This window comes from Amycolatopsis sp. NPDC098790 (assembly GCF_044759945.1).
Lineage (GTDB): Bacteria > Actinomycetota > Actinomycetes > Mycobacteriales > Pseudonocardiaceae > Amycolatopsis.
In genome coordinates this window covers 60,922-85,225 of sequence record NZ_JBIWAI010000011.1, presented here as the reverse complement: position 1 = coordinate 85,225, position 24,304 = coordinate 60,922, and the positions used below count along the sequence as shown (strand labels likewise).

General features: G+C 71.6%; 22 protein-coding genes. 10 read left to right on the top strand and 12 right to left on the bottom strand.

What is annotated here, in order from left to right:
• The first annotated feature begins 8 nt into the window (after positions 1-8).
• Positions 9-2,288 carry a glycosyl hydrolase family 95 catalytic domain-containing protein gene (locus ACIQWX_RS49015; protein ID WP_400886818.1) on the top strand — a complete coding sequence of 760 codons (2,280 nt, stop codon included), beginning with the start codon at positions 9-11 and terminating at the stop codon, positions 2,286-2,288.
• A gap of 104 nt (positions 2,289-2,392) precedes the next feature.
• Positions 2,393-3,328 (top strand): peptidylprolyl isomerase, encoded by a 936-nt coding sequence (locus tag ACIQWX_RS49010; protein ID WP_400886815.1) that lies wholly within the window; start codon positions 2,393-2,395, stop codon positions 3,326-3,328.
• On the opposite strand, the gene ACIQWX_RS49005 is transcribed toward ACIQWX_RS49010, so the two are convergent.
• The 6 genes from ACIQWX_RS49005 to ACIQWX_RS48980 all read right to left on the bottom strand — a co-directional run bounded on the left by ACIQWX_RS49005 (position 3,329) and on the right by ACIQWX_RS48980 (position 10,217).
• The gene (locus ACIQWX_RS49005; RefSeq protein ID WP_400886813.1) at positions 3,329-5,071 is read right to left on the bottom strand and encodes an FAD-dependent monooxygenase; all 1,743 of its coding nucleotides are present in this window, start codon (positions 5,069-5,071) and stop codon (positions 3,329-3,331) included.
• Positions 5,068-6,825, bottom strand: coding sequence for a maleylacetate reductase and hydroxyquinol 1,2-dioxygenase domain-containing protein (locus tag ACIQWX_RS49000; RefSeq protein ID WP_400886812.1), 1,758 nt, complete (start codon positions 6,823-6,825; stop codon positions 5,068-5,070). The genes ACIQWX_RS49005 and ACIQWX_RS49000 overlap by 4 nt, the downstream gene beginning before the upstream one ends.
• 146 nt (positions 6,826-6,971) lie before the next feature.
• Complete coding sequence (locus ACIQWX_RS48995) at positions 6,972-7,847, bottom strand: helix-turn-helix domain-containing protein (RefSeq protein ID WP_400886809.1); 876 nt, start codon at positions 7,845-7,847, stop codon at positions 6,972-6,974.
• 50 nt (positions 7,848-7,897) lie between these two features.
• Positions 7,898-8,695: a siderophore-interacting protein gene (locus tag ACIQWX_RS48990; RefSeq protein ID WP_400886807.1), complete on the bottom strand. Its 798-nt coding sequence runs from the start codon at positions 8,693-8,695 to the stop codon at positions 7,898-7,900.
• Positions 8,695-9,576 carry a PDR/VanB family oxidoreductase gene (locus ACIQWX_RS48985; protein WP_400886804.1) on the bottom strand — a complete coding sequence of 294 codons (882 nt, stop codon included), beginning with the start codon at positions 9,574-9,576 and terminating at the stop codon, positions 8,695-8,697. Before ACIQWX_RS48985 ends, ACIQWX_RS48990 begins: the two co-directional genes overlap by 1 nt.
• A gap of 2 nt (positions 9,577-9,578) precedes the next feature.
• A complete protein-coding gene (locus ACIQWX_RS48980; protein ID WP_400886801.1) occupies positions 9,579-10,217 on the bottom strand; it encodes an MSMEG_1061 family FMN-dependent PPOX-type flavoprotein in 639 nt (212 codons plus the stop codon).
• Positions 10,218-10,283: 66 nt separating this feature from the next.
• On the opposite strand from ACIQWX_RS48980, the gene ACIQWX_RS48975 reads away from it, so the two are divergent.
• A complete protein-coding gene (locus tag ACIQWX_RS48975; protein WP_400886799.1) occupies positions 10,284-10,901 on the top strand; it encodes a TetR/AcrR family transcriptional regulator in 618 nt (205 codons plus the stop codon).
• 11 nt (positions 10,902-10,912) lie between these two features.
• On the opposite strand, the gene ACIQWX_RS48970 is transcribed toward ACIQWX_RS48975, so the two are convergent.
• Together ACIQWX_RS48970 and ACIQWX_RS48965 are read right to left on the bottom strand one after the other, a co-directional pair.
• The gene (locus ACIQWX_RS48970; RefSeq protein WP_400886797.1) at positions 10,913-11,809 is read right to left on the bottom strand and encodes a phosphotransferase; all 897 of its coding nucleotides are present in this window, start codon (positions 11,807-11,809) and stop codon (positions 10,913-10,915) included.
• Positions 11,806-12,384: a LuxR C-terminal-related transcriptional regulator gene (locus ACIQWX_RS48965; RefSeq protein WP_400886794.1), complete on the bottom strand. Its 579-nt coding sequence runs from the start codon at positions 12,382-12,384 to the stop codon at positions 11,806-11,808. Before ACIQWX_RS48965 ends, ACIQWX_RS48970 begins: the two co-directional genes overlap by 4 nt.
• A 23-nt stretch (positions 12,385-12,407) precedes the next feature.
• Between ACIQWX_RS48965 and ACIQWX_RS48960 the strand changes: the two genes are divergently transcribed.
• The gene (locus ACIQWX_RS48960; protein ID WP_400886792.1) at positions 12,408-13,385 is read left to right on the top strand and encodes a sensor histidine kinase; all 978 of its coding nucleotides are present in this window, start codon (positions 12,408-12,410) and stop codon (positions 13,383-13,385) included.
• Positions 13,386-13,396: 11 nt separating this feature from the next.
• Here ACIQWX_RS48960 and ACIQWX_RS48955 read toward each other — a convergent pair whose 3' ends face one another.
• Positions 13,397-14,062 (bottom strand): TetR/AcrR family transcriptional regulator, encoded by a 666-nt coding sequence (locus ACIQWX_RS48955; RefSeq protein WP_400886789.1) that lies wholly within the window; start codon positions 14,060-14,062, stop codon positions 13,397-13,399.
• Between the two features lie 96 nt (positions 14,063-14,158).
• On the opposite strand from ACIQWX_RS48955, the gene ACIQWX_RS48950 reads away from it, so the two are divergent.
• A complete protein-coding gene (locus tag ACIQWX_RS48950) occupies positions 14,159-15,262 on the top strand; it encodes a serine hydrolase domain-containing protein (RefSeq protein ID WP_400886786.1) in 1,104 nt (367 codons plus the stop codon).
• Here the strand turns inward: ACIQWX_RS48950 and ACIQWX_RS48945 are convergent.
• From ACIQWX_RS48945 to ACIQWX_RS48935, 3 genes are all read right to left on the bottom strand, one after another.
• Positions 15,220-15,948, bottom strand: coding sequence for a polysaccharide deacetylase family protein (locus tag ACIQWX_RS48945; protein WP_400886784.1), 729 nt, complete (start codon positions 15,946-15,948; stop codon positions 15,220-15,222). The genes ACIQWX_RS48950 and ACIQWX_RS48945 overlap by 43 nt on opposite strands.
• 76 nt (positions 15,949-16,024) lie before the next feature.
• Positions 16,025-16,831, bottom strand: coding sequence for an NAD-dependent epimerase/dehydratase family protein (locus ACIQWX_RS48940; RefSeq protein WP_400886782.1), 807 nt, complete (start codon positions 16,829-16,831; stop codon positions 16,025-16,027).
• A gap of 32 nt (positions 16,832-16,863) precedes the next feature.
• Positions 16,864-17,676, bottom strand: coding sequence for an IclR family transcriptional regulator (locus tag ACIQWX_RS48935; RefSeq protein WP_400886779.1), 813 nt, complete (start codon positions 17,674-17,676; stop codon positions 16,864-16,866).
• Positions 17,677-17,829: 153 nt separating this feature from the next.
• Between ACIQWX_RS48935 and ACIQWX_RS48930 the strand changes: the two genes are divergently transcribed.
• The 5 genes from ACIQWX_RS48930 to ACIQWX_RS48910 are packed head-to-tail and all read left to right on the top strand — an operon-like array spanning position 17,830 to position 24,181.
• A complete protein-coding gene (locus ACIQWX_RS48930) occupies positions 17,830-19,338 on the top strand; it encodes a sodium:solute symporter family protein (RefSeq protein WP_400886777.1) in 1,509 nt (502 codons plus the stop codon).
• Positions 19,339-19,387: 49 nt separating this feature from the next.
• The gene (locus ACIQWX_RS48925) at positions 19,388-20,323 is read left to right on the top strand and encodes a 5-dehydro-4-deoxyglucarate dehydratase (protein WP_400886775.1); all 936 of its coding nucleotides are present in this window, start codon (positions 19,388-19,390) and stop codon (positions 20,321-20,323) included.
• Positions 20,323-21,579 (top strand): glucarate dehydratase family protein, encoded by a 1,257-nt coding sequence (locus ACIQWX_RS48920; RefSeq protein WP_400886773.1) that lies wholly within the window; start codon positions 20,323-20,325, stop codon positions 21,577-21,579. Before ACIQWX_RS48925 ends, ACIQWX_RS48920 begins: the two co-directional genes overlap by 1 nt.
• A 4-nt stretch (positions 21,580-21,583) precedes the next feature.
• Positions 21,584-22,711 (top strand): hypothetical protein, encoded by a 1,128-nt coding sequence (locus ACIQWX_RS48915; RefSeq protein ID WP_400886772.1) that lies wholly within the window; start codon positions 21,584-21,586, stop codon positions 22,709-22,711.
• Positions 22,712-22,726: 15 nt separating this feature from the next.
• A complete protein-coding gene (locus tag ACIQWX_RS48910; protein ID WP_400886770.1) occupies positions 22,727-24,181 on the top strand; it encodes an aldehyde dehydrogenase (NADP(+)) in 1,455 nt (484 codons plus the stop codon).
• Positions 24,182-24,304: the final 123 nt, after the last annotated feature.

Below are 24,304 nucleotides of genomic sequence, written 5' to 3'. Positions count from 1 at the left end.
AGGTCGGAATGGACATCACCCGCAGGACCGTGCTCGGCGGCGCGCTCGCCGGGATCGCCGCGGCCGGGCTCACCCCGGCGTTCGCCGAAGCCGCGACGGCACCCGGCGCCGACGACTTCGGCTGGGCCGGCTTCCTCGGCACCGCCGATCTGCACTGGCGGCGACTGCCGAAGACCTGGTACGAGGGACCGTTCCTGGGCAACGGCTTCCTCGGCTCCGGCATCTACGCCGAGCCGGGGCAGAACGCGATCCGGTTCAACGTCCAGCACAGCCAGGTCCAGGACCACCGCCCGGAGTTCGGTTCGCTGTTCGGCCTGGCGCGGCTGCCGATCGGGTACTTCACCCTCGAACCGGTCGGCGCGATCACCGCGATCGACTGGCGGATGGACCTCTGGAACGCCGAGCTGACCGGCACGATCACCACGGCCGCGGGCAGCCTGAGCCTGCGCGCGATCGTCCACACCGGACAGTCGCTGCTCGCCGTCGAAATCCGGCCATCCGAAGGGGAACGCGGGTTCAAGTGGGTGTTCCACCCGGCGGTCGCGGTCAGCCCGCGCGCCGACCCGGTGTGGAACAAGCCGCCGCCCGCCGGTTACACCGCGAACCCGCCGGTGAACCTGACGAACAGCGGCGACGCCCGGCTCGCCGTTCAGCCGCTGCTGGCTGGCGGCGAGCACGTGACGGCGTGGCGCGAGGTCACCCGCGGCGGCGCGCGGACGCTGTACACGTCGGTGGCGTGGTCGCACCCGGCGAAGACGTCGGTGGCACGGGCGCTCTCGACGGTCCGCCACGCGGAACCGTTCGGTGCGCTGACCCAGGACCACCGCCGCTGGTGGCACGACTACTACCGGCGCAGTTTCGTGTCCATTCCGGACACCCGGTTGCAGAGTTTCTACTGGATCCAGCTGTACAAGGTGGCGTCGGCGGCCAGGCGCGAGGCGCCGGTGATGGCGACGTCGGGGCCGTGGCTGGAGAACACGCCGTGGCCGGCGACGTGGTGGAACCTCAACGTCCAGCTCGAATACTGGCTGATCCACGGCTCGAACCACCTGGAACTGGACGCCGTCAGCTACGCACTCGACAAGTACCGGGCCAACCTGACGAGCCAGGTGGCCGAGCCGTACCAGGCGGACTCGGCGGGCATCCCGCGCACGACCGACATGACGCTGCTCAACGGCGTCTCGAACGCGACCAGCGGGTTCCCGGTCGGCATCCCCGGGCAGGACACGCCGACGCCGGAGGTCGGCAACCTGACCTGGGCGCTGCACAACGTGTGGCTGTCCTATCGGCACACCATGGATCGATCGCTGCTCCAGAAAACCTTGATTCCGTTGCTGCGCAAGGCGATCAGCTACTACCTGCACTTCCTCGCCCCGGGCCCGGACGGCAGGCTGCACCTGCCGCCGACGTTCTCACCCGAGTACGGCGTCAACGCGCCCGACTGCAACTACGACCTGTCGCTGATCCGCTGGGGCTGCAAGACGCTCCTGCAGCACGCGCCCGGCGACCCGCTGGCGCCGAAGTGGCGGGACGTCCTGGCGACGCTGGTGGACTACCCGGCCGACGCGAACGGGTACATGATCGGCGCCGGCGTGCCGTTCGCGAAGTCGCACCGGCACTACTCGCACCTGCTGCAGATCTACCCGTTGTACGACGTCACCTGGGAACAGCCGGAGCACCGGCAGATCATCGAGACGTCGCTGAACCGCTGGGTCGGCTTCGAGGGCGCGCTGCAGGGCTACACGTTCACCGGGGCGGCGTCGATCTCGGCGCAGATGCTGCGCGGCGAGCAGGCGGCGTTCTACCTCGGCGAGCTGCAGCAGCGGTTCATCCAGCCGAACACGATGTACAAGGAGTCCGGGCCGGTCATCGAGACGCCGCTGTCGGCGGCGAAGTCGATGCAGGACATGCTGGTCCAGAGCTGGGGCGGCGTGCTCCGCCTGTTCCCGGCGGTGCCCGCGGCCTGGGGCGACATCGCGCTGCGCGACTTCCGGACCGAGGGGGCGTTCCTGCTCAGCGCGTCCCGGGCGGCGGGGAAGACGCGGTGGCTGAAGGTGCACAGCGAGGCCGGGGCGCCGTGCGTCCTGCGGCCGGGCATCGAGGGTGACCTGGCGGTGACGGACGCGCGGGGCCGGTCGCGGCGCTGGCGCCGGCTGGCCACCGGGGACGTCCAGGTCGAGCTGGGCCGGGGTGAGGACGCCTTCGTGTACCGGAAGGGGGACCGGCCGGACTTCGCGGTGCGGCCGGTCGCGCCGGGTGGGGCGAGCACGCCGTGGGGGCTGCCGTGAGCTGAGCACCCCCTCTTCCTGCCCCGAAGACCCTCCTTTGCGCCAATCCTGCCCCGGGGAGGAGGTCTTCGCGGCACAATGGGCGGCTGACGAGGGGAGCGCGGATGAGCGAGCCGGGGGATCGGCCGGGCCACAACCACGCCGAGAGGTTCCAGCAGCCGCCACCGTCCCACCAGTACCCGCAGTGGCAGCCGCCGGTGCCGCCGAAGAAGACCTCGCCCGCGGCCGTCGTGCTGATCAGCGGTTCGGTCGTCGTCGTCATCGTGATGGCGCTGGCCTTCCTGGCCTGGGGCGCTCCCGGGTTCCTGCGCGACGACCTCCCCAGGGCCGCCACCGAAACCGGGCCCGCGGCACCGCCGCCGCCCCTTCCCCCGTCGTCGTCGACGACCACCACCGCGTACACGCTGCCCACCATCGGCCGGGCCCGGATGCCGCAGCGGCCGAAGCCCCTCGCCGACCCGGTGACCTGCGCCTTCACCCCGGACCCGACGTCGCCGGCGCCGAAGAAGGTCGCGCCGCCGCCCGATGGGCCGGCGTCGTCGTCCGGCACCACCCCCGTGCGGCTCGCGACGAGCGCGGGCGCCATCGGGCTCACGCTCGACCGCGCGCTCGCGCCGTGCACCGTGGTCAACTTCCTGAGCCTGGTGAAGCAGGGGTTCTACGACGGCACCTCGTGCCACCGGCTGTCCGTGACGGCCGGGCTGCAGATGCTCCAGTGCGGCGACCCGGCGGGCGACGGCACCGGCGGCCCCGGCTACACGATCCGCGACGAGGTGTTTCCCGAGCTGACGTACGGCCGCGGTGTCCTCGCGATGGCGAAGACGGCCCAGCCCGACTCGGGCGGCTCCCAGTTCTTCCTCGTCTTCGGCGCGACGCGGATCCCGCCGGAGTACACCGTGTTCGGCAGCATCGACGACCCGGGGCTGGCCGTGCTGGACAAGGTCGCCCGCGGCGGGGTCGACACGGCCAAGTCGACCATCGGCGACGGCAGCGGCCCGCCGAAGACCCCGGTCACCTTCACCCAGGTCACCACGCCGTGATCAGGGTCGGTCGAGCAGCTTCCGCAACGCCGTGAGCAGCGACTTCGCCGCTTCGGGCGACGCCGTGCGGTGGCGCCAGGCGACGTAACCGTCCGGGCGGACCAGGAGGCAGCCGTCCTCGTCGATGCCGCTGAGCCGCGACCAGTCGCCGTACGCGTCGCGGCCTTCCGGATCGCCCACGCGCACCGCACGCAGGTCGAGGCCCAGCTCCGCGGCCACCTTGGCCGCGGCGTCGCGCCACGCCGTGCCGGTCAGCCCGGTCAGCACCGTCCAGCGGCCGCCGCCCACCAGGTCCAAAGTGGACACGCGACGGCCGTGCGGGCCGACCAGCCACGCGTGCGGGAGCTTCGCGCCCGGCTCGGTGCTCGGCCGGTGGAACAGCTCGGGGTCGCGGTCCGGCTCGGCGACGACGCCGTCGGGCAGCACCGCGCCCGAGGCGTACCGCTGGTCCATTTCGACCCCGTGGGCGTTGAACTCGTAGTGCTTGAGTTCGATCGCCTTCTCCAGCTCACGGCGTTTGCGCGCGCCCTCGGCGGTGGGCGCGAGGCAGGTTTCGAGCCCGGCCGTGATGCCGTCGGCGTCGGTCTCGCCGGTGATGCCCAGCGCGGCGAAGATCGGCCCGAACTGGTCGCGGCTCAGGTTCGCGCGGTCGACGATCTGCTTGCCAACGGGTGCCCGTTCGGCGGTGTAGCTGTCGAGCAACCCTTCGCCCGCTTCGCCGCGAAGGACCATCGCGAGCTTCCACGCGAGGTTGGCCGAGTCCTGGATCGAGGTGTTCGAGCCGAGCCCGTTGGACGGCGGGTGCCGGTGGACGGCGTCACCGGCGCAGAACACCCGGCCGCTGCGGTACTCCGTCGCGTAGTTGTGGTTGACCGTCCACAGGGACGTCGAGGTGATCTCGACGTCGAGGCCGGGGTCGCCGACGAGGTCGCGCACCAGCCGCGTCGCCTCTTCGACGTCGACCTCCGGCGGCGCCTGCTCGATGTCGTAACCCCAGGTCAGCAGCCACTCGTTCCACGGACGGACCATCCGGACCAGGCCCATCCCGATGCCGCCGAGGTGCGCGCCCGGCCGCATCACCCAGTAGAGGACGCTCGGGCGGTGCGCGACGTACGGCCCCAGGTCGGCGGTGAACGTGATGTTCATGCTGCCCGCCTTGCCGGTCTGCCCGGCGATCGGCAGGCCGGCCTGCTCGGCGACGCGGCTGCGGGCGCCGTCCGCGCCGACCAGGTACTTGGCGCGCAGCGTGAACTCGTCGCCGCGGACGCTGTCCCGGAACCGGGCGGTGACCCCGTCGGCGTCCTGGGTGAAGTCGAGGAACTCGGTGTCCAGCCGCAGTTTCGCGCCGCGCGCGGCGGCCTCGCTCGCCAGGATCGGCTCGAGGTAGGTCTGCGGGAGGTCGATCATGTGGCACGGGCTCGCCGCGGCGTACTCGGCGGCCGAGGCGTCGCCGGTGCCCCAGCTGGAGATGCGGCCGATCTCGGGCCCGGTCAGCGACGTGCACAGGACGGTGTCGCCCATCAGCTCCGGCGGTGTTCCGACGGCGAGGGCCTTGTCCTCGACGCCGAGGTCGCGCAGCACCTCCATGGTGCGCTGGTTGGTGATGTGCGCGCGGGGCGTGTTGGCCGTCCAGCCGTACTTGGTGGCCAGCACGGTGGGCACGCCGTAGGTGGCGAGCAGCAGGGCCGCGGAGCCGCCGGCCGGGCCGCTGCCGACGACGATGACGTCGGTGTCGTAGCTCATTTGCTGCTCCCTGAGATGCGGAAGGTGAACTCGAGGCGCTGCCGGGAGAAATCGGCGATCAGGCCGTCCTTGACGCCGAACACGGTGTCGGAGTCGAGGTAGTCGCCGCCGGCGACGAACAGCTGGGTGATCAGCGTCCGGTAGCCGGGCTTGGCGATCATGAAGTGCACGTGCGGCGCCCGGTAGGGGTGCCGTCCGACGGCGTCGAGCAGCTGCCCGACGGGGCCGTCGGCGGGGATCGGGTAGGCGCTCGGGACGATGGTGCGGAACTTCAGCCGGCCGTGCTCGTCGGTGCGGAAGCGGGCGCGCAGGACCGGTCCGTCCACATCGGGCAGCTGGACGTCGTAGAAGCCGTCCTCATTGGACTGCCAGACGTCGACGACCGCTTCGGGTACGGGGTTGTCTTCGGTGTCCGTGACCTTGATGTCGGTCCACAGTGGAGTACCGGGCAGACCTTCGGCGAGGTTCGCGCCCTGCGGAGTCTCCGGTGGGCCGTCTACGTAGAACGGTCCGAGCACGGCCGACGGGGTCGTGTCCGGCGTGCGGGAGTTGGTCAGGACGTCGACGACGCTCGACACGCCGAGGGTGTCCGACAGCAGGATGAACTCCTGCCGCGTGTCGGTGGTGATGTGACCGGCGCGGGTGAGGAAGCCGATCGCGTAGTCCCACTCGTCCTGCGTCAGGTCGGTGCGGATGGCGTAGGCGTGCAGCGTCTCGACGAGATCGGTGAGGAGCGTGCGGACGCGGTCCGGCGCGGCGGCGAAGCTGTCGACGACCTGCTGGGTGAGCGCCTTGAGGCTGGGTGGGGTGGCGGGCCGGATGCCGGTGAGGGCCTGGCGGAGCAGGTCGGCTTCCGGCTCGTCGGCGATGTCGGCTTCGGTGAGGCCCAGTTCGGCCAGCGAGTGCGGGATCGGCAGGCTCTCGGCGAGCGCGAAGACGTCGCCGGCGTCGTCGAGGCCCTGGTGCGCCATGACGTACGGGAGGAGGACGGCGTGCGTTTCGGCGTGGGGCAGGCCGAACTTGCCGCCGAGGAGGTGGCAGAGCCGGTGGTGCAGGCCCATTTGGACGGCGTCGAGGCAGGTACCGGCCAGGTAGGCGCCGCGGAGGGCGTCGGTGCGGGCGTCCACATCGGACGGATCTTCGGCGATGCGGGGGAGGGCGCCGGTGAGGAGTTCGATGGCTTCGTTCGCGAGGAGGTCGGTGATCGGGTTGGCGTCCGGGGCGTAGCGGGCCTCGACGGCGTGGGCGAGGGCGTTGAGCCCGCTGGCGGCCGAGAGGGGGACGGGCAGGCCGAGCGTGAGGTCGACGTCGTAGAGGACGGCTTCGGGCCGGACTTTCGGGGTCTTCTGGGTGGTCTTGCGGCCGTCGGCGGTCTGCCCGAGGACCGCGGTGAGTTCGGAGCCGGCGTAGGTGGTGGGGACGATGAGCTGCGGCAGATCGGTGTGGAGGGCGATGGCTTTGGAGAGCCCGGTGGCCGAGCCCCCACCGACGGCGACGACGCCATCGACGTCGTGCTCGGCGACGACCTTGAGGGCGCGCTCGGTGACGTCGACGGGGGTGTGCATGGCGGGTTCTTCGAATCGGGCGGCCAGCAGCGGGCCGAGGACGTCCTTTGCCCGGTCGGAGTGACGTGGGGTGCCGACGAGCAGGACGCGGCTCATCCCGAGGCGGCGGACCTCGTCCCCGAGGGAGCCGAGGGTGCCGCGGCCGAAGATCACCCGGACGGGGTTGGCGGCGTAGGTGAACGAGGTCATGCGGGGGAGTATCCGGGCGGAGAGGGCGGCGGTCCTGCACGTTCCTGCTGCGGGGCGGCACGAAAAGCGCGAGCTGAAGGGCACCTTCCGCACGTCACATGCGCCGAAGGTGCCCTTCAGCGCGTCTCATGCATCGAAGGTGCCCTTCAGCCCGTTCGGCGCAGGGCCGCCGGCGTCGTGCCCAGCTGGGCCCGCAGCACCCGCGTCAAATGCTCCTGGTGCGAGAACCCGCACCGGGCCGCGATCTCCGCGATCGGGTCGTCCCCCGTGCGCAGCAGCAAGCCCGCCCGCTCCACCCGCAACCTCAACAGGTACCGGTGCGGCGGCACTCCCGTGCGCGCCTTGAACTGGCGGGAAAACTGGCTCACGCTCAACCCCGCCAACGCCGCCAGCTCGGCCAGCGGCACCGCCTCCGCCAAGCGTTCCGCCATGAAGTCCCGCACCCGCGTGAACTGGCGGTCGGACAGCCCCCGCGCCGCCGCCGGCTGGGGGACCGGCCCCGCGTGGTGGCGGCGAACCAGCTGCGCCGCCACCAGCGCGCCCAGCTGGTCCGCGTACGTGCGCGCGCTCGGCTCCCAGTCCCGGACCACTCCGTCCAGGCTGAGCACCAGTTGCTCCAGCAGGGGGTCCGTGCTGCCCAGCTCCTCCGCGAGCCGGATCGGCGCGTGCTCGCCCGCCGCCTCTTGGACGGCGTCGTCCGCGATGTACACGTGCACCGTCTCGAGCTCACCGCCCAGCTCGACCGACAGGTCCGCGTGCGACGGCTGCAGGAACAACCCGCCCACCGGCATCCGGCGGCTGCGCTCGCGCGGGGTTCCGACGCCGCGGCGGACCGTCACCGGGCCGTCGAGGTGCAGGATCAGCTGGTGGCTGCCGGCGGGCGCGAACTCGGCCCGGTACGGACGTTCCCGCTGCTTGGAGACGTAGACCCGATCCCAGCCGAGCCCGGCGCTGGTGCGTTCGGGTCGGACCCAGGGCAGCGCGAGGATGCCGTTGGTGTCGCCCAGCCCGAGTTCGCCCACGCCTGCCTCCTCGACGTCGAGGCTGCCCGCGATGGTACGCGAACCGGTGCTCAACCCGGGGCGGAGCGGCCGTGGCGCCAATAGCCGAGGAACGCGATGTCGGCTTTCGGCCAGCCGCGCTCGCGCACGAGGTGCCGCCGGACGCCGGTGGCGAGCCCGCTCTCGCCGGCCACCCACGTGTACGCGCGTCCGTCCGGCAGCTCCGCGGCCGCGATCGCCTCGAGTGCCAGCGTGCCCGGACGGCGGCCGGGCTCGTCGCGCGGCAGCCAGTGCACCCGCGCTCCCGGCGGCGCCTCGACCGCCCGGACGTCCGCCGTCGACGGCACCTCCAGGAACACCTCCGCCACCAGGTCGGCAGGGGCGCCCTCGAGGATCGCCAGGATCGCCGGCAGCGCGCTCTCGTCACCGGCCAGCAGCTGCCAGGACACCCCGGCCGGCGGCAGGTAGCTGACGCCCAGGTCGAAGACGCCCGCCGGATCGCCGGGACGCGCCCGCCGTGCCCACGAAGCCGCCGGGGCGTCGCCGTCGTGCAGCGCGAACTCGATGTCGATCTCGCCCGGGCGGGCTCGCCGGATCGTGTAGTTGCGCACCCACGGCCGCCGCGACTTCGGCATCATCAGCACCTCGGCCATCCAGCCCTCGTTGTTCCGGGTCGGCATCCGCAACGCGTCCTGGCCCACCCGGGGGAAGAACAGCCGCACGGCCTGGTCGTCGCCCACGACGTCGAGGTCCTCGAGCGCCGCGCCGCCGAGGGTGATCGTCCGGAACGCCGGGCTGGGCGCGGTGGTGGCCAGGACCTCGAGCGTGATCATCCGGCGGGCAGCCGGGCGGCGCACCTTCGGGATCATCAGACGTCCAGCACGAGCCGGGGCGACACCGCGCGCGAGACGCACGGGTACATCCGCCCGTCCGGCGCGCCGATGTCGTCGCGGTGCTCGGGATCGCCGTCGAGGACGGACAGTTCGCAGCTCCCGCAGACGCCCTCGCGGCAACCGGACGGCACCGGCTTCCCGGCGTGGTTCAGCACGTCCAGCAGAGACTCGTCGACCGGCACCTGGAGGGTCTGCCCGGAGCGGGCGCACACGACCTCGAACGGCGCGTCCGGCCCGAACACGCGCTGGGTGGGCTGGAAGCGTTCGGTGTGCACGCGCGGGAACAGGGCTTCGGCTTCGTCCACCATGGACGCCGGGCCGCAGCAGTAGACCTCCGCCGCCGGGAACTCCGCCGCCAGCGCCGCGAGATCCGGGCGGCCGTGGTCGAACAGCCGGACGCGATCTCCGTACTCGGCCCGCAGTTCCGCGGCGAACGGCATGGCCGAAGGCGAGCGGCCCGCGTACACAAGCGTCGCCCCGGTACCGGCGGCTCGCAGCATCGGCAGAATCGGCGTGATCCCGATCCCGCCGGCCACGAACAGGTACTCCGGCGCGGGCACGAGCGGGAAGTGGTTGCGCGGCAACGAAACTTCGAGTGTCCGGCCGGGACGCAGGTACAGGTGGACGTATTCGGAGCCGCCCCGGCTCAGCGGGTCGTGCCGGACGGCGATGCGGTAGGCGGAGAGGTTTTCGGGATCGCCGCACAGGGAGTACTGCCGGGTCAGCCAGTTCGGCAGCGCGAGGTCGATGTGCGCGCCGGGCTCCCACGGGGCCAGGTCGCCTTCGTCGCCGCGCAGCACGAGGGAGACGACGTCGTCGGCGACGCGCTCGACGCGGTCCAGGATCGTTTTCTGCATGGTCAGTACAGCTTCCGGTAGCTCTCTTCGAGGACCTGCTCGAACACCGCCGGGTCGACGGCCACGCCGAGCTGGTCGGTGACGATCTCGCCGGCCGACGGCATCTCCGCGGCCAGCGCCTGGCTGGCGGGGTCCCACAGCCGCGACCGCAGCAGCGCGCGGCCGCAGTGGAAGTACGCCTCGGCGACCTCGACGATGATGGCGAGCGTGGGCGCCTTGGCTTCGGTGCGCATCCGGGCGAGCACGTCCTCGTCGTCGGTGACGTACGCGCTTCCGTTGACGCGCAGCACTTCCCGCATGCCGGGGATGAGGAACAGCAGGCCGACGCCGTCGTTCTCGGCGATGTTGCGGAACGAGTCGGCGATCTTGTTGCCGGGCCGGTCGGGGAGGGCGAGCGTGTGCTCGTCGAGCACCTTGGCGAAGCCGGGGTAGTCGCCGCGCGGCGAGCAGTCCCCGCGGCCGGACGCGTCGGAGGTGGCCAGCGCGAGGAACGGCGAGTGGGCGATGAAGCGCCGGGCGTGCTTGTCGACGTGGTCGAGCTTCTTGCCCTCGAGCATCTCCTCGGGCGCTCCCAGCCGGCTCCTGACTTCGTCCATGGACACCCGCCGGTACCGGCGGGTCAGCGTGTTTGTGCTGGTCATGACATAATTATGAGCAAATACTCAGATCTTGACTACTCGCTTTCCACGCTCGACCGAGGAGGGGCCGTGACGCCGGACCAGCGCCGCATCCAGCCACGTAAACAGCCGCGCCAGGTCCGCGCCGAGCTGACCCGGCAGCGGATCCTGACGGCCGCTGCTCACGTTTTCGCCGACCACGGCTACGCCGCCGGCACCACCAACCGCATCGCCGAGCGCGCCGGCATCTCGATCGGCTCGCTGTACCAGTACTTCCCGAACAAGGACGCGATCCTGGCCGAGCTGCTGGTCCGCCACCTCGACGACGGCACGGCGGCCGCGGCGAAGGTCCTGACCGGCCCCCTGCCGGACTCGATCGAGGACATCTTCCGCGTCTTCGTCCGGCTCGCGGTGGAAGCCCACCTCGACGACCCTCACCTGCTGCGCATGCTGCTGGAGCAGGCCCCGCGGTCGAACGAGCTGCTCGAGCGGATCGGCGGGGTGAAGCGAACCATGGTCGGCCACACCCAGGACCTCTTGGAGGGCCACCCCGAGGTCCGCGTCGCGGACACGGCCACGGCGGCCCGCTTGGTGATCGCGACGGTCGAGCTGGCCGTCCACGATTTGCTGGCTGAGCCCGACCCCCTCGACGCCCGGCGGCTGGAGGACGAGATGGTCGCGATGCTGACGCGGTACGTCAAGGGGTGAACGCGGGCGAGTCAGGCGTTCGCTCGGCGCAGGCGTTCGGCAGCCTGGGCGCGAACTGCCTCACCGCACACCCGGGGATCACCGTGCAGCGCCTCCCACCGCGCGTTGTGCTCGGCAGTCCAGAGGCTCGCCGCCCACGCGATCTCCTCTTCCTCCGCGGTGAACCGGCGGCCACGGAGTTCTTGGTACGTGGCCAAGAACGCGGCGGAACTCGCGATGGGAGCGAGGGTCGGCGGCGACGCGTTGGCGAACGTCCCGGAGGCTGCTCCTACGAGCGCGGCTTCCGGCTGCCACGCCAGGCTGTCCCAGTCGTGGACCGCCCGGATCTCCCCGTCGCGCCAGCGGAGGTTCTGGGCTTCGAAGTCGGCGTGGCCGAGCACGCACGGCAGTTCCGTGGCCAGCAGGCGCTTGCGGGCGCGGACCGCCGTCTCGACGACGAACTCCGGCACGGCGCTCTGGTCCCGCTCGTCCAGGAACCCGATTGCCGGCCACAGCCCCGGATCCCGATGATCCCAGCGTGCCCAGCGGGGGTTCGGCAACGGCGGTGCGACGACGACGTCGGCCAGTTCGGTCATCAGCCGCGCGAACACCGCCGCGTAGCGCTCGGCGATGTCCGGGGTGTCGCCGAGCAGCAGCTCGCCACCCGGCCGCGACTCTTCCGCGTGGACGGCCAGGGAGCCGACGCGGACGACGTCCGTCAGCGGTAGTGCGCAAGGAAACCCCCGCTCCGCCAGCCGGGCCTGGGCGGCGACGCAGGACTCCTCCCGGCCTTCGGCTTCGCGAGCCTTGACGACGACTTCGCGGCCGTCCGCCAGCCGCAGCCCGACCACCTCGGACAGCGAACGGCGCTCGAAGAGCACTTCGACCGGGACGCTCCCGAGGTGCTCCGCGCACCACGACGGGATCACCGGTCCCTCGCCACGAGCGCCGCCTGGGTGCGGCTCGTGACGCCCAGCTTGGCCAAGACGTTGCCCACGTGCACCTTGACCGTCCGCTCCGCCAGCCGCAGCCGCGCCGCGATGTCCCTATTGGACAGTCCCTCGCCCAGCAGCTCCAGGACGTCCCGTTCGCGCGGGGTGAGTGAGCCGCCCGCGCTCAACGCCGATGCCGCCGCGGGGCTCAGCGCCGTCACGCCGTGGTGGGCGGCCCGGACCGCGGCCGCGAGTTCGTCCCCGGAGGAGTCCTTCAGGACGAACCCGGCGGCTCCCGCGGCCAAGGCCTCGCGGATCTCCCGGGGCCGGCCGACCGTCGTCACCATCAGCACCCGCGGTGCCGTCGGCGGCAAGCGGCGCAGGACTTCGAGGCCGTCCATGCCCGGCAAGTAGAGGTCCAGCAGCACGACGTCCGCCTCGACGGCCGAGCCGAGCAGCTCGGGACCGCTCGCGTACCGCCCGACGACGTCGAGGTCCGGCTGCGCGTCCAGGATCAGCGCGATGCCCTCGCGCACCAGCGCGTGGTCGTCGACGACCTGAACCCGGATCATGCCGGCACTCTACTGTCGGGCGCATGCGCCAGTCCCTCGTCACGACGGCCGCGGCCGCCGCGGTGTTCTTCGCCAGCGGTGCCTGGACGCCGCACCAGGGCTGGGTCGCGGCGGTGCTCAGCGCGGTCCAGCTGGTGCCGCTGCTGTGGTCGCGGCGCGCGCCCGCCGTCGTGCTCGTGGCCGTCAGCCTCGCCACCGCCGGGCACCTGCTGCTCGACCAGCCGCGCAACACGATGTACGTGCCGGTGCTGCTCGCGCTGTACAGCACGCCGCAGCGGTGGCTCGCCGCGGCGGCCGCGCTGGCGGTGGGGATCGCCGTGTACCCGGCGAAAGGCCCGTTCGACGGCACGCTCCTGGCCCTCACGATCTGCGCGGTCGCCTGGCTGCTCGGCGCCGAACGCCGGCGCGCGCTCGCCGACCGGGCCGAGCGCGCGGCCCGTCGGCTGCACGACACGCTCGCCCAGACGACGGCCGTGATGCTGGTGCAGGCGGAGACGCTGCGCGCGGTCGGTGACCTGACCGACGCCGACCGCGAGCGCCTCGACACGCTGCTGGCCGCCGGCCGCGGCGCGCTCACGCTGGTCCGCCGCACGCTCGACGACCTGCGCGACGACGCCGAGCGCCCGCCGGACCTCGCGGAAGTCCTGGCCCGGCTGCGCACCGCGGGCCTGGTCCTCGACCGCGATCCGGTGCTGCCGGCCTTACCGCGTCCGGTGCGTGAGCTGGCCGAGCGGTTCGTCGCGGAGACGGCTGTGAACGCGTTGCGGCACAACGGCCCTGGCGTCCGGCTGCGAATAGACGTCGACGGCGTGACGATCACCGCGCGCAACACCCTGAAGGGGACGCCGCGAACCGGCACGGGGTACGGCCTGGCCGGACTCGCCGAGCAGGCCGCCGCGGCCGGGGGAGCGGTGACGCACGGCCCGCACGACGGCGAGTGGGTGGCCACCCTCGCCCTGCCCGCCGGCCGCCGGACCCTCGTGAGTGAGAAACCGGGTTAGAACACTGTTTCTCACTCACGAGGACGGGGGAGTTCGGCCTCGATGTCGGCGAGGTGGGCGGCGATGAGATCTTCGAACGCCGCGCGGCGGTCGGCCCCGAGCGGGCGGACCTCGCGGGCGAAGTGGGCCAACGCGGGGAAGCGCTCGGGGTCCGCACCCAGCACCGCGACGCGGAACAGCTCCATGCCCTGCTCGTGTTCCTCGGGCGTGACGGTGCTGACGCCGGCCTCCGACGCGATCAGCGCGGCGAAGAGGATCGCGATCCGGTGGTAGCGCGCCGGGATCCGCTCGTCGGGCAGGCCTGACGCGCGCAGGGCCTGCAGCACCTCCTCCATCACCAGCCGGGACCCCGCGCCGCTGGAGGCGTAGCGCCCCCAGACCACGGCGATCTGCGGCTGCTCGCCGAACGCCTCCCGCAGGCGCAGGGCCAGCGCGGTCAGGCGCTGCTTCCAGTCGCCTTCGGAGCGGTACCCGGCCATCGCGCCGACGAGGATCCGGTCCGCGAGCGCCCGCAGCAGCTCGGTCTTGGTGCGGAAGTGCCGGTAGAGGCTCGACGAGTCGGTCCCCAGCTCCGCGGCGAGCTTGCGCACGCTGAACGACTCGGCGTCGCTACGGCGCAGCAGATCTGCCGCCGTGTCCAGGATTTCCTCGGTCGTCCAACGCCTTCGGTTCGCCATCTCGTCCCTTCGCCGGCCGTCAGCATAGCTTATACACTTGCCGTTGCACGCACCGCGTGCATAATGAGGACACTTCCCTTCCCGAAAGGAGTTCCCATGGATCACGCGAGGTTGGACGCCGCCCTGGACGCGGTCCACCGCGCCGGCGTGCCGGGCGTGTTCGCCGAGGTGCGGGCGGGTGACGAGGTCTGGTGCGGCGCCGCCGGGGTCGCCGACGTCGAGACCGGCCACCCCGTCACCGCGGGCCTGCGCCACCGCGTCGGCAGCGTCACGAAGACGTTCACCGCCGCCGCGGTGCTGCGCCAGGTCGAAGCCGGCCGGATCGGGCTCGACACCCCGATCGGTCACTACCTGCCTTCGCTCGTGCCCGGCGACCGAGGCCAGACGATCACCGTCCGGATGCTGATCGACCACACCAGCGGGCTCGCCGAGTACCTCCCGTACGCCTACCCGAGCCTCAAGGCGTTCCCCGACCTGGCTTCCACCACGCCGGACAGCCTCGACGACCACCGGTTCACGCGGTTCGACCCGGTCGAGCTGATCGCGCTGGGCTTCGGCGCGCCGCCGGTCGGCCCTCCCGGGGTCTATTCGAACACCAACTACCTGCTGCTCGGCCAACTCATCGAGCACGTGACCGGCGGCAGCGCGGAGGAGTGCATCACCCGTGACGTCATTGACCGCGCCGGGCTGCGGCACACGGGGTTCCCCACCGGAACGCACGTCGAGGGGCCGCACTCGAAGCTCTACGAGTCGTGGTTCGGCATGATCGACCCGCCGCGCGACTACAGCGTCTTCGACATGTCCTGGGTCGGGCCGTCCGCTTCGCTGATCTCGACAGTCGCGGACCTCAACCGGTTCTTCAAGGCGTTGCTGGCGGGGGAGATCGTCTCCTCGGCGTCACTGGCGGAGATGCGGCGCACGGTCCGGATCGTTTCCCAGGAGGGCAAGCTGATCGACTACGGTCTCGGGCTGCACCCGGTGGAGTCGACGGAGTTCTGGGGCCACGGCGGCACGGTCTGGGGCGGCGGCACCCTGGCCGCGGCCTCGGCGGACGGCCGCCGGCAGTTCGCGATCGCGGTGAACGCGCAGCGCTGGAACCGGCTCGACGAGTCGGGCCGGCCGCAGCCGCATCCGATCGACGCCGCGCTCGCCGCTCTCTACCGGGAGGCGATGAGCTGGGACACCGTCACGAACCGGTAGCCCTGCTCCTTCAGCCGGTCGATGATCGGCCCGATCGCCTGCCGGGTCTGCTCGCGGCTCGCGTACATCCCGTGCAGCAGCACGATCGAGCCCGGCCGGACCTGGCTGACGGTCGTCGAAACGACGCTCGCGGTGTCGGGCGTCCCGTCGGAATCCGGCTCGACGTCCCACGTGACCGTCGTCCGGTCGTGCGACGCCAGGTAGTGCGGCAGAGCGAAGAGCTTCTTGCCGTTCGGCGGCCGGAACAGGATCTCGCCGGTGTAGCCCGCCGTGCGGATGAGGGCGTCGGTGGCTTCGACCTCGTCGGCGACCCACGCCGGCGTCACGCCGATCATCCGCTCGTGGCTGAAGCTGTGGTTGCCGAGTTCGTGGCCCGCCGCGGCGATGTCGTGCGCGAGATCGGGGTGCGCGGCGATGTCCCGGCCGATGAGGAAGAAGGTCGCCGGCACCTCGCGCGCGCGAAGCGTCTCCAGGATCGCGTGCGTGCCGGCCGGGTCGGGGCCGTCGTCGAAGGTCAGCGCGACGACCTTCTCCGTCGTCTCGACGCGGTTGACGAGGGTGCCGAAGAACTGGAAGGTCCGCGACTTCGAGACTTCGAACAGCGTGAAGGCGCCGGCGAGCAGCACGACCAGCACGCACGCCACCACGATGGTCCACTTCCGCGCGCGGCGGGATTTCAAGATCATGCGGCCACCCTGGCGACGACACGGGAACGCGGGAAGCCGCGAAGGTACTAGTACCTCCGCGGCTTCCCGGAAACCGTCACAGCGGGTTGAAGACGCCCAGGGGAGCGGTGCAGAACGGGCCGCCGACGTACTCGGCCGCCGCGCCGGTCGGGGCGGGCTTGGAGGCCAGCTGCTCCGCGTACACCTCGGCGTCGTCCAGCGACTTGTAGCCCAGCGCTTCCGCCTCGGCGAGGGAGTAGATCCGGCGCGTGTTGTCCGAGACGCCCCAGATCAGCCGGTACCCCGGCGACGGCGCCGACAGGCACGCCTCGAACAGCCGGGCGCCGTCGTCCGGGGACAGCCACGTCGTCAACCCGCGCGGTCCCAGCGGCAACGGCGTCTCGAAGCACGAGCCGATCCGGATCACGATCACGTCCATGCCGAACCGCGAGTGGTACAGGCTGCCCAGCGCCTCGATCGCCGCCTTGGAGACGCCGTAGTAGGTGTCCGGGCGCGGTGACGAGTCCGCCGGCAGGTCGGAGTCGTTGCGGCGGAAACCCACCGCGTGATTGCTGGAAGCCAGGATCACTCGCGAGACGCCCGCTGCCTGCGCGGCCTCCAAAACCGTCTGCGTGCCGTTGATGTTGACGTCCAGGGTCGCTTCCCACGAGTTCTCGCGGCTGTGCCCGCCCAGGTGGATCAGCGCGTCGACGCGCTCGCACGCCGCGGCCATCGCTTCCGGGTCGGTCACCGACGCCGTCACGACCTCTTCGGAGTCGTCCGACGCCGTCTGCGGGGCCAGGTCGAGCAGGCGCAGCACGCGCCCGTCGCGCTTCAAGCGGGGGCGCATCAGGGTGCCGACGACACCCGCCGACCCGGTGATGAGCACGCGCTGGTCCGTCATGGGGTTCCTCTCCTAACAGGGAATGGCGGCGGTCAGCGAATACCGGCGCGGCGCAGCTGCTGCCCGAGCTCGGCGGTGGTTTCGGCGAGCAGCTCGCCGACGCGCTGCGCGTCGGCGTCGGTCACCTGGGCGATCGGCATCGAGCAGCTGATCGCGTCCGTGCCCGGGATCCGGTAGGGGATCACCGCGGCGACGCAGCGGACGCCCAGCGTGCCCTCCTCGACCTCGGCGGCGTACCCGCGCTCGCGGGTTGCCGCGCACTCGGCGTGCAGTCCTTCGAGCGTGGTGATGGTGTTCGGCGTCAGCGCGGTCAGCGACGCCGGCAGCATCAGCGCCTCGATCTCGTCGTGCGTCAGCTCGGCCAGCAGCGCCTTGCCCAGCGCGGTCGCGTGCGCGGGAAGTGTGCGCCCGACGCGGGAGACGAGGTGCGTGGACCGCTGCGACTCGCGCGTCTCCAGGTAGACGACCTCGGTGCCGTTGCGCCGCGCGAAGTGCGCGGTGAAGCCGGTCTTCTCCCGGATCCGCTCCAGGGCTTCGGTGGCGAACGGGACGACGGCGTCGCGGTCCAGGTACGCCGTGCCGCAGATCAGCGCGCGGACGCCGAGGCGGTAGCGGGCGGTGTTCGTGTCGGCTTCCAGCCAGCCGGCTTCCAGGAGCGTCCGCAGCAGGCCGTGCAGCGACGAGCGCGGGAAGCCCGTGCGCGCGTGCAGGTCGGACAGCGACAGCCAGACGTCGTTCGCCGCGAACGTCTCGATGAGGTCCACGGCCCGGCGCGCGGACTTCACGCCGGACGACTCGGCGGGGGCGCCGTCGGCCGCTACCGGGTTGTCCACCTTCTGCGGCATTTGTGCTCCTCCGTCCGGCCGTTGACTTGTGACTCCGGCCATATTAGCGTCCCGAACAACGTTCTTATGGATGAACATAATCACTATAACAGACTCCGTTCATAGGTGTGAACAGTGAAACCACATCGACGTGGACGCGGAAAGGAGCCTGCGGTGCACGCACTCGACTGGACGATGGTCTGCGCGTACTTCGCGCTGATGATCGTGATCGGCTGGTGGTCGCACAAACGGGTCAGCGACGTGAAGGACTTCTTCACGGCCGGCGGCAAGATGCCCTGGTGGCTGGCCGGCATCTCGCACCACATGTCCGGCTACAGCGCCGTGCTCTTCGTCGCGTACGCGGGCGTCGCGTACACCAGCGGCGTCACCGTGTACTTCTGGGGCTTCGCCAGCATCGGCATCGGCGTGGGCATCGGCAGCTGGCTGTTCGCCGCGCGCTGGAACCGGCTGCGCTCGAAGCTCGGCGTCGCTTCGCCGCTGGAGTACCTGGCGAAGCGGTACAACGTGCCGACGCAGCAGGCGCTCGCCTGGAGCGGCAGCCTGCTGAAGATCTTCGACATCGCGGCCAAGTGGTTCGCCGTCGCGACGCTGCTGCACGTCTTCGCCGGGCTCGACTACAACCTCGGCATCCTCATCACCGGCGCGGTCACCCTCGTCTACTGCACCATCGGCGGGCTCTGGGCCGACGCGCTCACCGACTTCGGCCAGTTCGTCATCCAGGCCATCGCGGCGATCGTGATGATCGTCGTCGTCCTCGGCAAGCTCGGCGGGATCTCGGCGCTCTGGACGATCTGGGACAAGCTGCCCGAAGGGCACGTGAACCCGGTCACGTCCAAGTACACCACCATCTTCCTCCTGGTCTACGTGCTCGTGAAAACGCTGGAGTACAACGGAGGTATGTGGAACCTGGCGCAGCGGTACATGGCCGCGCCGAACACCCACGAGGCCAAGCGCGGCGCGCGGCTTTCGTCCGCGCTGTACCTGTTGTGGCCGCTGGTGCTGATGTTCCCGATGTTCGCGGCGCCGCTGCTCATCCCCGGCATCAAGGACCCGACGCAGTCCTACGCGATCATGACGACGACGTTCCTGCCGCCGGGCCTGATCGGCCTGGTGCTGGCCGGCATCTTCTCGCACACCATGGCGATGGTCTCCTCCGACGCCAACGCGATCTCCGCGGTGATCACCCGCGACATGATCCCGGCGATGGTCCGCCGCACCCGGCAGTGGACCGACGTCCAGGGCCTCAAGGCCGCCCGGATCACCACCGTGATCTTCGTGGCGCTCACCATGCTCGTGGCCACCCAGGCGCAGAACCTCGGCGGTGTGCTGCAGATCGTCGTCAACTGGGTCGCCGCGCTGATGGGCCCGATCTCGATCCCGCTGCTGCTGGGCATGCTGCCGTGGTTCCGCAAGTGCGGCCCGCGCGCGGCGCTGATCTCCTGGGCGGGCGGCCTGATCGACTACGCGCTGGTGTACTACGTGTTCAACGCGAACCAGACGGTGCTGGTCGCGACGCCGATCCTGGTCTCGCTCGCCCTGTACATCGGCCTCGGGCTGCTCGCCCCCGAGCGCAGCGCGGCCGCCGATGAGATCGTCGACACCGTGAACGCCGCCGACGACGTCGACACCACGCCGAAGGAAGGCACGACCGTGCCCGCCTGACGATGGCCACACCCGGCCGAAACCGAAAAAGGACAGAGAGCGGAAACTGATGGCACAGAACGAGATCGAGCTGGACGGCCTGCTGGCGTTCCCCCTCACCCCGTTCACCGAGGACCTCGAGGTCAACCTCGACGCGCTCGCGGAGAACGTGGAGAGCCACATCGCGGCGGGCGCCGGTGCGCTGTTCGTGGCGTGCGGCACCGGCGAGTTCAGCTCGCTCTCGCCCGCCGAGCACGCCTCGGTGCTCACCCGGACCCGCGAGGTGGCCGCCGGCCGCGTCCCGGTCTGGGTGGGCGCCGGGGGCGGCGCGGCGTCGGCGCGGGCCGGGGTCGCGGCGGCCCAGGCGGGCGGCGCGGACGGCGTCCTGCTGCTGCCGCCGTACCTCGTTTCCGGGCCGCAGGCGGGACTGGTCGATTTCGTCCGCTACGCCGTCGGCGACTCGACGGTGCCGGTGATCGTCTACCACCGCGGCACCGGCGTGTTCGGCGCGCCGGCCGCGGCTTCGCTGCTGGACATCCCCTCGGTGGTGGGGCTCAAGGACGGCTACGGCGACGTCGAGGTGATGACCCGGATCGTCACCACCATCCGGGCACTGGACACCGAGCGGGCGCGGAAGTTCCTGTTCTTCAACGGGTTGCCGACCGCGGAGGTCTCGGCCAAGGCGTACGCCTCGATCGGCGTCGCCCGCTACTCGTCGGCCGTCCACTGCTTCGCGCCGGAGATCGCGCACCGCTTCCACCGCGCGCTCGGCGAGGGCGACACCCGCGTGATGGACGCGCTGCTGACCGGCTTCTACCTGCCGCTGGTGGCGCTGCGGGACGAAACGCCCGGCTTCGCCGTCTCGCTGGTGAAGGCGGCCGCCCGGTTGCGTGGCGACAAGGTCGGCCCGGTCCGCCCGCCGCTGGTCGAACCGACGCCGGAGCAGATCCGCCGGCTCGAGAAGATCGTGGAGGACGGCTTCGTCACGCTGAAGGCGCTCGGCTGATGAAGATCCTCGATGTGGTGCTGACGCCGGTCGCGTTCGCCGACCCGCCGCTGCTCAACGTCATGGGCGTGCACGAGCCGTTCGCGCTGCGCAGCGTCGTGCAGGTCAAGTGCGAGGACGGCATCGTCGGGCTCGGCGAGTCCTATGGGGACTCGGCGTTCCTCGGCGAGGTGCGCAAGGTGCTGCCGCGGCTGCGTGGCCACGACGTCTTCGACCTGCCCGGCCTGCAGCGGCTGGTCGCGCAGGCGTTGTCGGACACGGTCCTGACCGACGCGCACGGCCTGATCGGCGGGTTCTCCATCCGCAAGACCGTGGCCAGCGTGTACTCGCTGTTCGAGGTCGCGTGCCTGGACGCGCAGGGCCAGTACCTCGGCCGGCCGATCACCGACCTGCTTGGCGGGAAGGCGCGCGACGCCGTCGAGTTCTCCGCGTACCTGTTCTACAAGTACGGCAAGCACGTCGACGGCCGCGAAGACACGTGGGGCGAGATCACCACGCCGGAAACCCTGGTGGGCTCGGCGAAGCGGATGATCGACGAGTACGGCTTCCGCTCGATCAAGCTCAAGGGCGGCGTCTACGAGCCGGCGCAGGAGGTCGACGGCATCCGCGCGCTGGCCGAGGCGTTCCCCGGGCACCCGCTGCGGATCGACCCGAACGGCGCGTGGACTCCTCAGACCGGCATCCGGGTCGTTGGTGAGCTCGACGGTGTCCTGGAGTACCTCGAAGACCCGACGCCGGGCATCGAGGGCATGGCCCAGGTCGCCGCCGAGGCGTCGATGCCGTTGGCCACCAACATGTGCGTGGTGAACTTCGGCGACATCGAGCCGGGCTTCCGGGCGCGCGCGATCGGCGTTTTGCTGTCGGACCACCATTTCTGGGGCGGCCTGCGGGCGACGCAGTCGTTGTCGACGACGTGCGAGAGCTTCGGCGTCGGCCTGTCGATGCACTCGAACAGCCACCTCGGGATCAGCCTGGCCGCGATGGTGCAGGTCGCCGCGGCGACTCCGCACCTGACCTACGCCTGCGACACGCACTGGCCGTGGAAGGTCGAGGACGTCATCGAACCAGGCGTGCTTTCGTTCCGGGACGGGGCCGTCGAGGTGCCCACGACGCCGGGTCTCGGCGTCAAGCTGGACGAAGACGCCCTGGCGCGCCTACACGAGAACTACGTCCGATGTGGACTGACCAAACGGGACGACGTGACCTACATGCGCAAGTACGTTGCCGGGTTCGAGCCCAACACGGCGAGGTGGTGATCCGGTGAAGGTGACGGGATACGCCTACCCCTGGGACGTCCTGGAGTCCGGGTTCGTCTCGCGCGTCCGGGACCTCGGCGTCGACGAGGTGGCCGTGGCGCTGTCGTACCACAGTGCCCGGGCGGCGACGCCGTGGTCGGCTTCGCGGACTTCGGTCGTTGCGCGGCACGCGGCGTTCTACCGGCCGGTTGCCGACGGGTGGGGTGCGCTGCGTCCGTCCACTCCGGACTGGGTGACTTCGGAAGATTCCGGCGGCGATGCCGTCCGGCTGCTCAATGAAGCCGGGATCCCGGCGGCCGCGTGGATCGTGCTGACCCACAACTCCCAGCTCGGCTACGAGCACCCGGACGTCGTGGTGCGCAACTGCTTCGGCGAGTCCTACCCGTGGGCGCTGTGCCCGTCGCAGCCCGCCGTGCGTGAGTACGCGGCGACGCTGACCGCCGAGGCCGTTGCCGGGCTGGAGCTGTCCTCGGTGATCCTCGAAGCCTGCGGGCCGCTCGGCGCGGTGCACCAGCACCAGCACGAGAAGACCGACGGCGTCTGGGCGCCCGCGGTGGCCCGGCTCCTGTCGATCTGCTGCTGCGACGCCTGTGCTGCTTCGTGGGACCTCGACGCGGACGCCGTCCGCGCCCAGCTCGTCGAGGAGGTCCGGCGGCTGGTCGCGACCGGTGACCTGAGCGTCACGGCCGACGGTCTGCCGCCGTCGTTGACCTCGATGCTGCTGCGGGTCCGCCAGGACGCCACCGATGCCCTGCGGGCCGCGGTTTTGGCGACGCTGCCGGCGGGCATCCGGGTCGTGCTGCACGGCGCGCTCGACCCGTGGGTCACCGGCGCGCTGCCGGGCCTCACGCCGTCCGCTGCGGACGACGTCGACGCGGTCGTATTGTTCGGCTGGGCGCCCGCCACGGGTGCCGAAGCCGTCGCGGCGGCCCGGGAGGCCCTGCCCGACCGGGTCGCGATCGGCAGCTACATCACCGCGGTCGCCGCCGCCCCGGTGCCGGACATCGCCGCGTACGCCGGCGAGCTGGCCAAGGCGGGTGCCGCGGAGCTGCACCTGTACCACCTCGGACTGGCCGGTCCGGGTCGCTGGAGCGACCTGGCCACGGCCACCGCCGCCGCCCATGAAAACTGAGGAGCTGTTCCACCCATGAGCCAGGCCACCGACGCCGCCACGCTCGAGAAGATCCTGGCGGGGGCCGCCGCGGCCGCCCGTCCCGCCGCCGCGGCCACCCCGGCCGAGCGCGCCCGCTGGCTGGTCGCGGCCGCCGACGCCCTCGACGCCGCCGCCGACGACCTCGTCCCGCTGGCGCACAGCGAGACCCACCTGCCGGCGACTCCGCGGCTGGCCGGCGAGCTGAAGCGCACGACGTTCCAGCTGCGCCTGTTCGGCGAGGTGCTCACCGACGGCGAGTACCTGGGCGCGACCGTCGACCACGCCGACCCGGACTGGCCGATGGGCCCGCGGCCGGACATCCGCCGCGTCAAGACCGCGATCGGCCCGGTGCTGGTGTTCGCGGCGAGCAACTTCCCGTTCGCGTTCAGCGTCGCCGGCGGCGACACGGCGTCCGCGCTCGCCGCGGGCTGCCCGGTCGTCCTCAAGGCGCACCCCGGGCACCCGGAGCTGTCCGCGCTGACCGGCCGGATCCTGCGCGAAGCCCTGGTCGGCGCGGGCGCGCCGGAGGGCATCTTCGACGTGATCTTCGGGCAGGAGGAAGGCGTCACGGCGCTGAAGGACCCGCGGATCGCGGCGGCGTCGTTCACCGGCTCGATCCCCGGCGGGCGGGCGCTGTTCGACATCGCGAACGCGCGGCCGCGGCCGATCCCGTTCTACGGCGAGCTGGGCAGCGTCAACCCGGTCGTCGTTACCGAGGCCGCGATCGCGGCGCGCGGGGAGGCTGTCGCGAAGGGGTACGCCGGGTCGTTCACCCTCGGGGCCGGGCAGTTCTGCACCAAGCCGGGCCTGGTGTTCCTGCCGGAGGACCACGGCCTGACGTCGACTTTGCGGGACGCGCTGGACGGTGCGGCAGCCCAGCCGATGCTCAACGACCGCATCGCTTCGGGTTACGCCTCCAAGCTTTCGTCGCTGATGGAGGTCCCGGGCGTCGAGGTGGTGTCGTCGTCGGATTCTTCCGCGCCGGCGTTCACCCCGACGCTGCTGGCCACGACCGGCAAGCAGTTCCTCGAGGGCGGCGACACCGTGCTGGAGGAGTGCTTCGGGCCGGCGTCGCTGATCGTCACCTACGCCGACCAGGCCGAGCTGCTGCGCCTGCTGGAGGTGATCGAACCGGGGCTCACCGCCACGATCCACGGCGAGGAGTCCGATGTGGACTGGATCCGGCCGGTGCTGCCGGCGCTGGCCCGCATCGCCGGCAGGCTGCTGTGGAACGACTGGCCCACCGGAGTGACGGTGAGCTGGGCCCAGGAACACGGCGGCCCGTACCCGGCGACGACGGCCCCGACCACGACGTCCGTCGGCACCGCGGCGATCGAGCGGTTCCTGCGCCCGCTGGCGTGGCAGGGCTTCCCGGACGCGTTGCTGCCCGAACCCCTCCAGGAGGCCAACCCTTGGCAGCTGCCCCGCCGCACCGACGGCTCCCGCTGACCCGCTGATCCCGGGAGGCGCTTCCCGCGGGGGCGCCCCCCGGTTTCCACTTTACCGTCTGGCACCGACAATTTTCGGCGCCGGTGATCCGGCGCCGGTGGACCGCGGGGGCGCCCCCCGGTT

Excerpts from the sequence above, each read along its gene's own strand:
- ACIQWX_RS49015 (WP_400886818.1), top strand. The coding sequence starts at position 9 with ATGGACATCACCCGCAGGACCGTGCTCGGCGGCGCGCTCGCCGGGATC.
- ACIQWX_RS49010 (WP_400886815.1), top strand. The coding sequence starts at position 2,393 with ATGAGCGAGCCGGGGGATCGGCCGGGCCACAACCACGCCGAGAGGTTC.
- ACIQWX_RS49005 (WP_400886813.1), bottom strand. The coding sequence starts at position 5,071 with ATGAGCTACGACACCGACGTCATCGTCGTCGGCAGCGGCCCGGCCGGC.
- ACIQWX_RS49000 (WP_400886812.1), bottom strand. The coding sequence starts at position 6,825 with ATGACCTCGTTCACCTACGCCGCCAACCCCGTCCGGGTGATCTTCGGC.
- ACIQWX_RS48990 (WP_400886807.1), bottom strand. The coding sequence starts at position 8,695 with ATGATCCCGAAGGTGCGCCGCCCGGCTGCCCGCCGGATGATCACGCTC.
- ACIQWX_RS48985 (WP_400886804.1), bottom strand. The coding sequence starts at position 9,576 with ATGCAGAAAACGATCCTGGACCGCGTCGAGCGCGTCGCCGACGACGTC.
- ACIQWX_RS48980 (WP_400886801.1), bottom strand. The coding sequence starts at position 10,217 with ATGACCAGCACAAACACGCTGACCCGCCGGTACCGGCGGGTGTCCATG.
- ACIQWX_RS48965 (WP_400886794.1), bottom strand. The coding sequence starts at position 12,384 with ATGATCCGGGTTCAGGTCGTCGACGACCACGCGCTGGTGCGCGAGGGC.
- ACIQWX_RS48960 (WP_400886792.1), top strand. The coding sequence starts at position 12,408 with ATGCGCCAGTCCCTCGTCACGACGGCCGCGGCCGCCGCGGTGTTCTTC.
- ACIQWX_RS48955 (WP_400886789.1), bottom strand. The coding sequence starts at position 14,062 with ATGGCGAACCGAAGGCGTTGGACGACCGAGGAAATCCTGGACACGGCG.
- ACIQWX_RS48950 (WP_400886786.1), top strand. The coding sequence starts at position 14,159 with ATGGATCACGCGAGGTTGGACGCCGCCCTGGACGCGGTCCACCGCGCC.
- ACIQWX_RS48945 (WP_400886784.1), bottom strand. The coding sequence starts at position 15,948 with ATGATCTTGAAATCCCGCCGCGCGCGGAAGTGGACCATCGTGGTGGCG.
- ACIQWX_RS48940 (WP_400886782.1), bottom strand. The coding sequence starts at position 16,831 with ATGACGGACCAGCGCGTGCTCATCACCGGGTCGGCGGGTGTCGTCGGC.
- ACIQWX_RS48935 (WP_400886779.1), bottom strand. The coding sequence starts at position 17,676 with ATGCCGCAGAAGGTGGACAACCCGGTAGCGGCCGACGGCGCCCCCGCC.
- ACIQWX_RS48925 (WP_400886775.1), top strand. The coding sequence starts at position 19,388 with ATGGCACAGAACGAGATCGAGCTGGACGGCCTGCTGGCGTTCCCCCTC.
- ACIQWX_RS48920 (WP_400886773.1), top strand. The coding sequence starts at position 20,323 with ATGAAGATCCTCGATGTGGTGCTGACGCCGGTCGCGTTCGCCGACCCG.
- ACIQWX_RS48910 (WP_400886770.1), top strand. The coding sequence starts at position 22,727 with ATGAGCCAGGCCACCGACGCCGCCACGCTCGAGAAGATCCTGGCGGGG.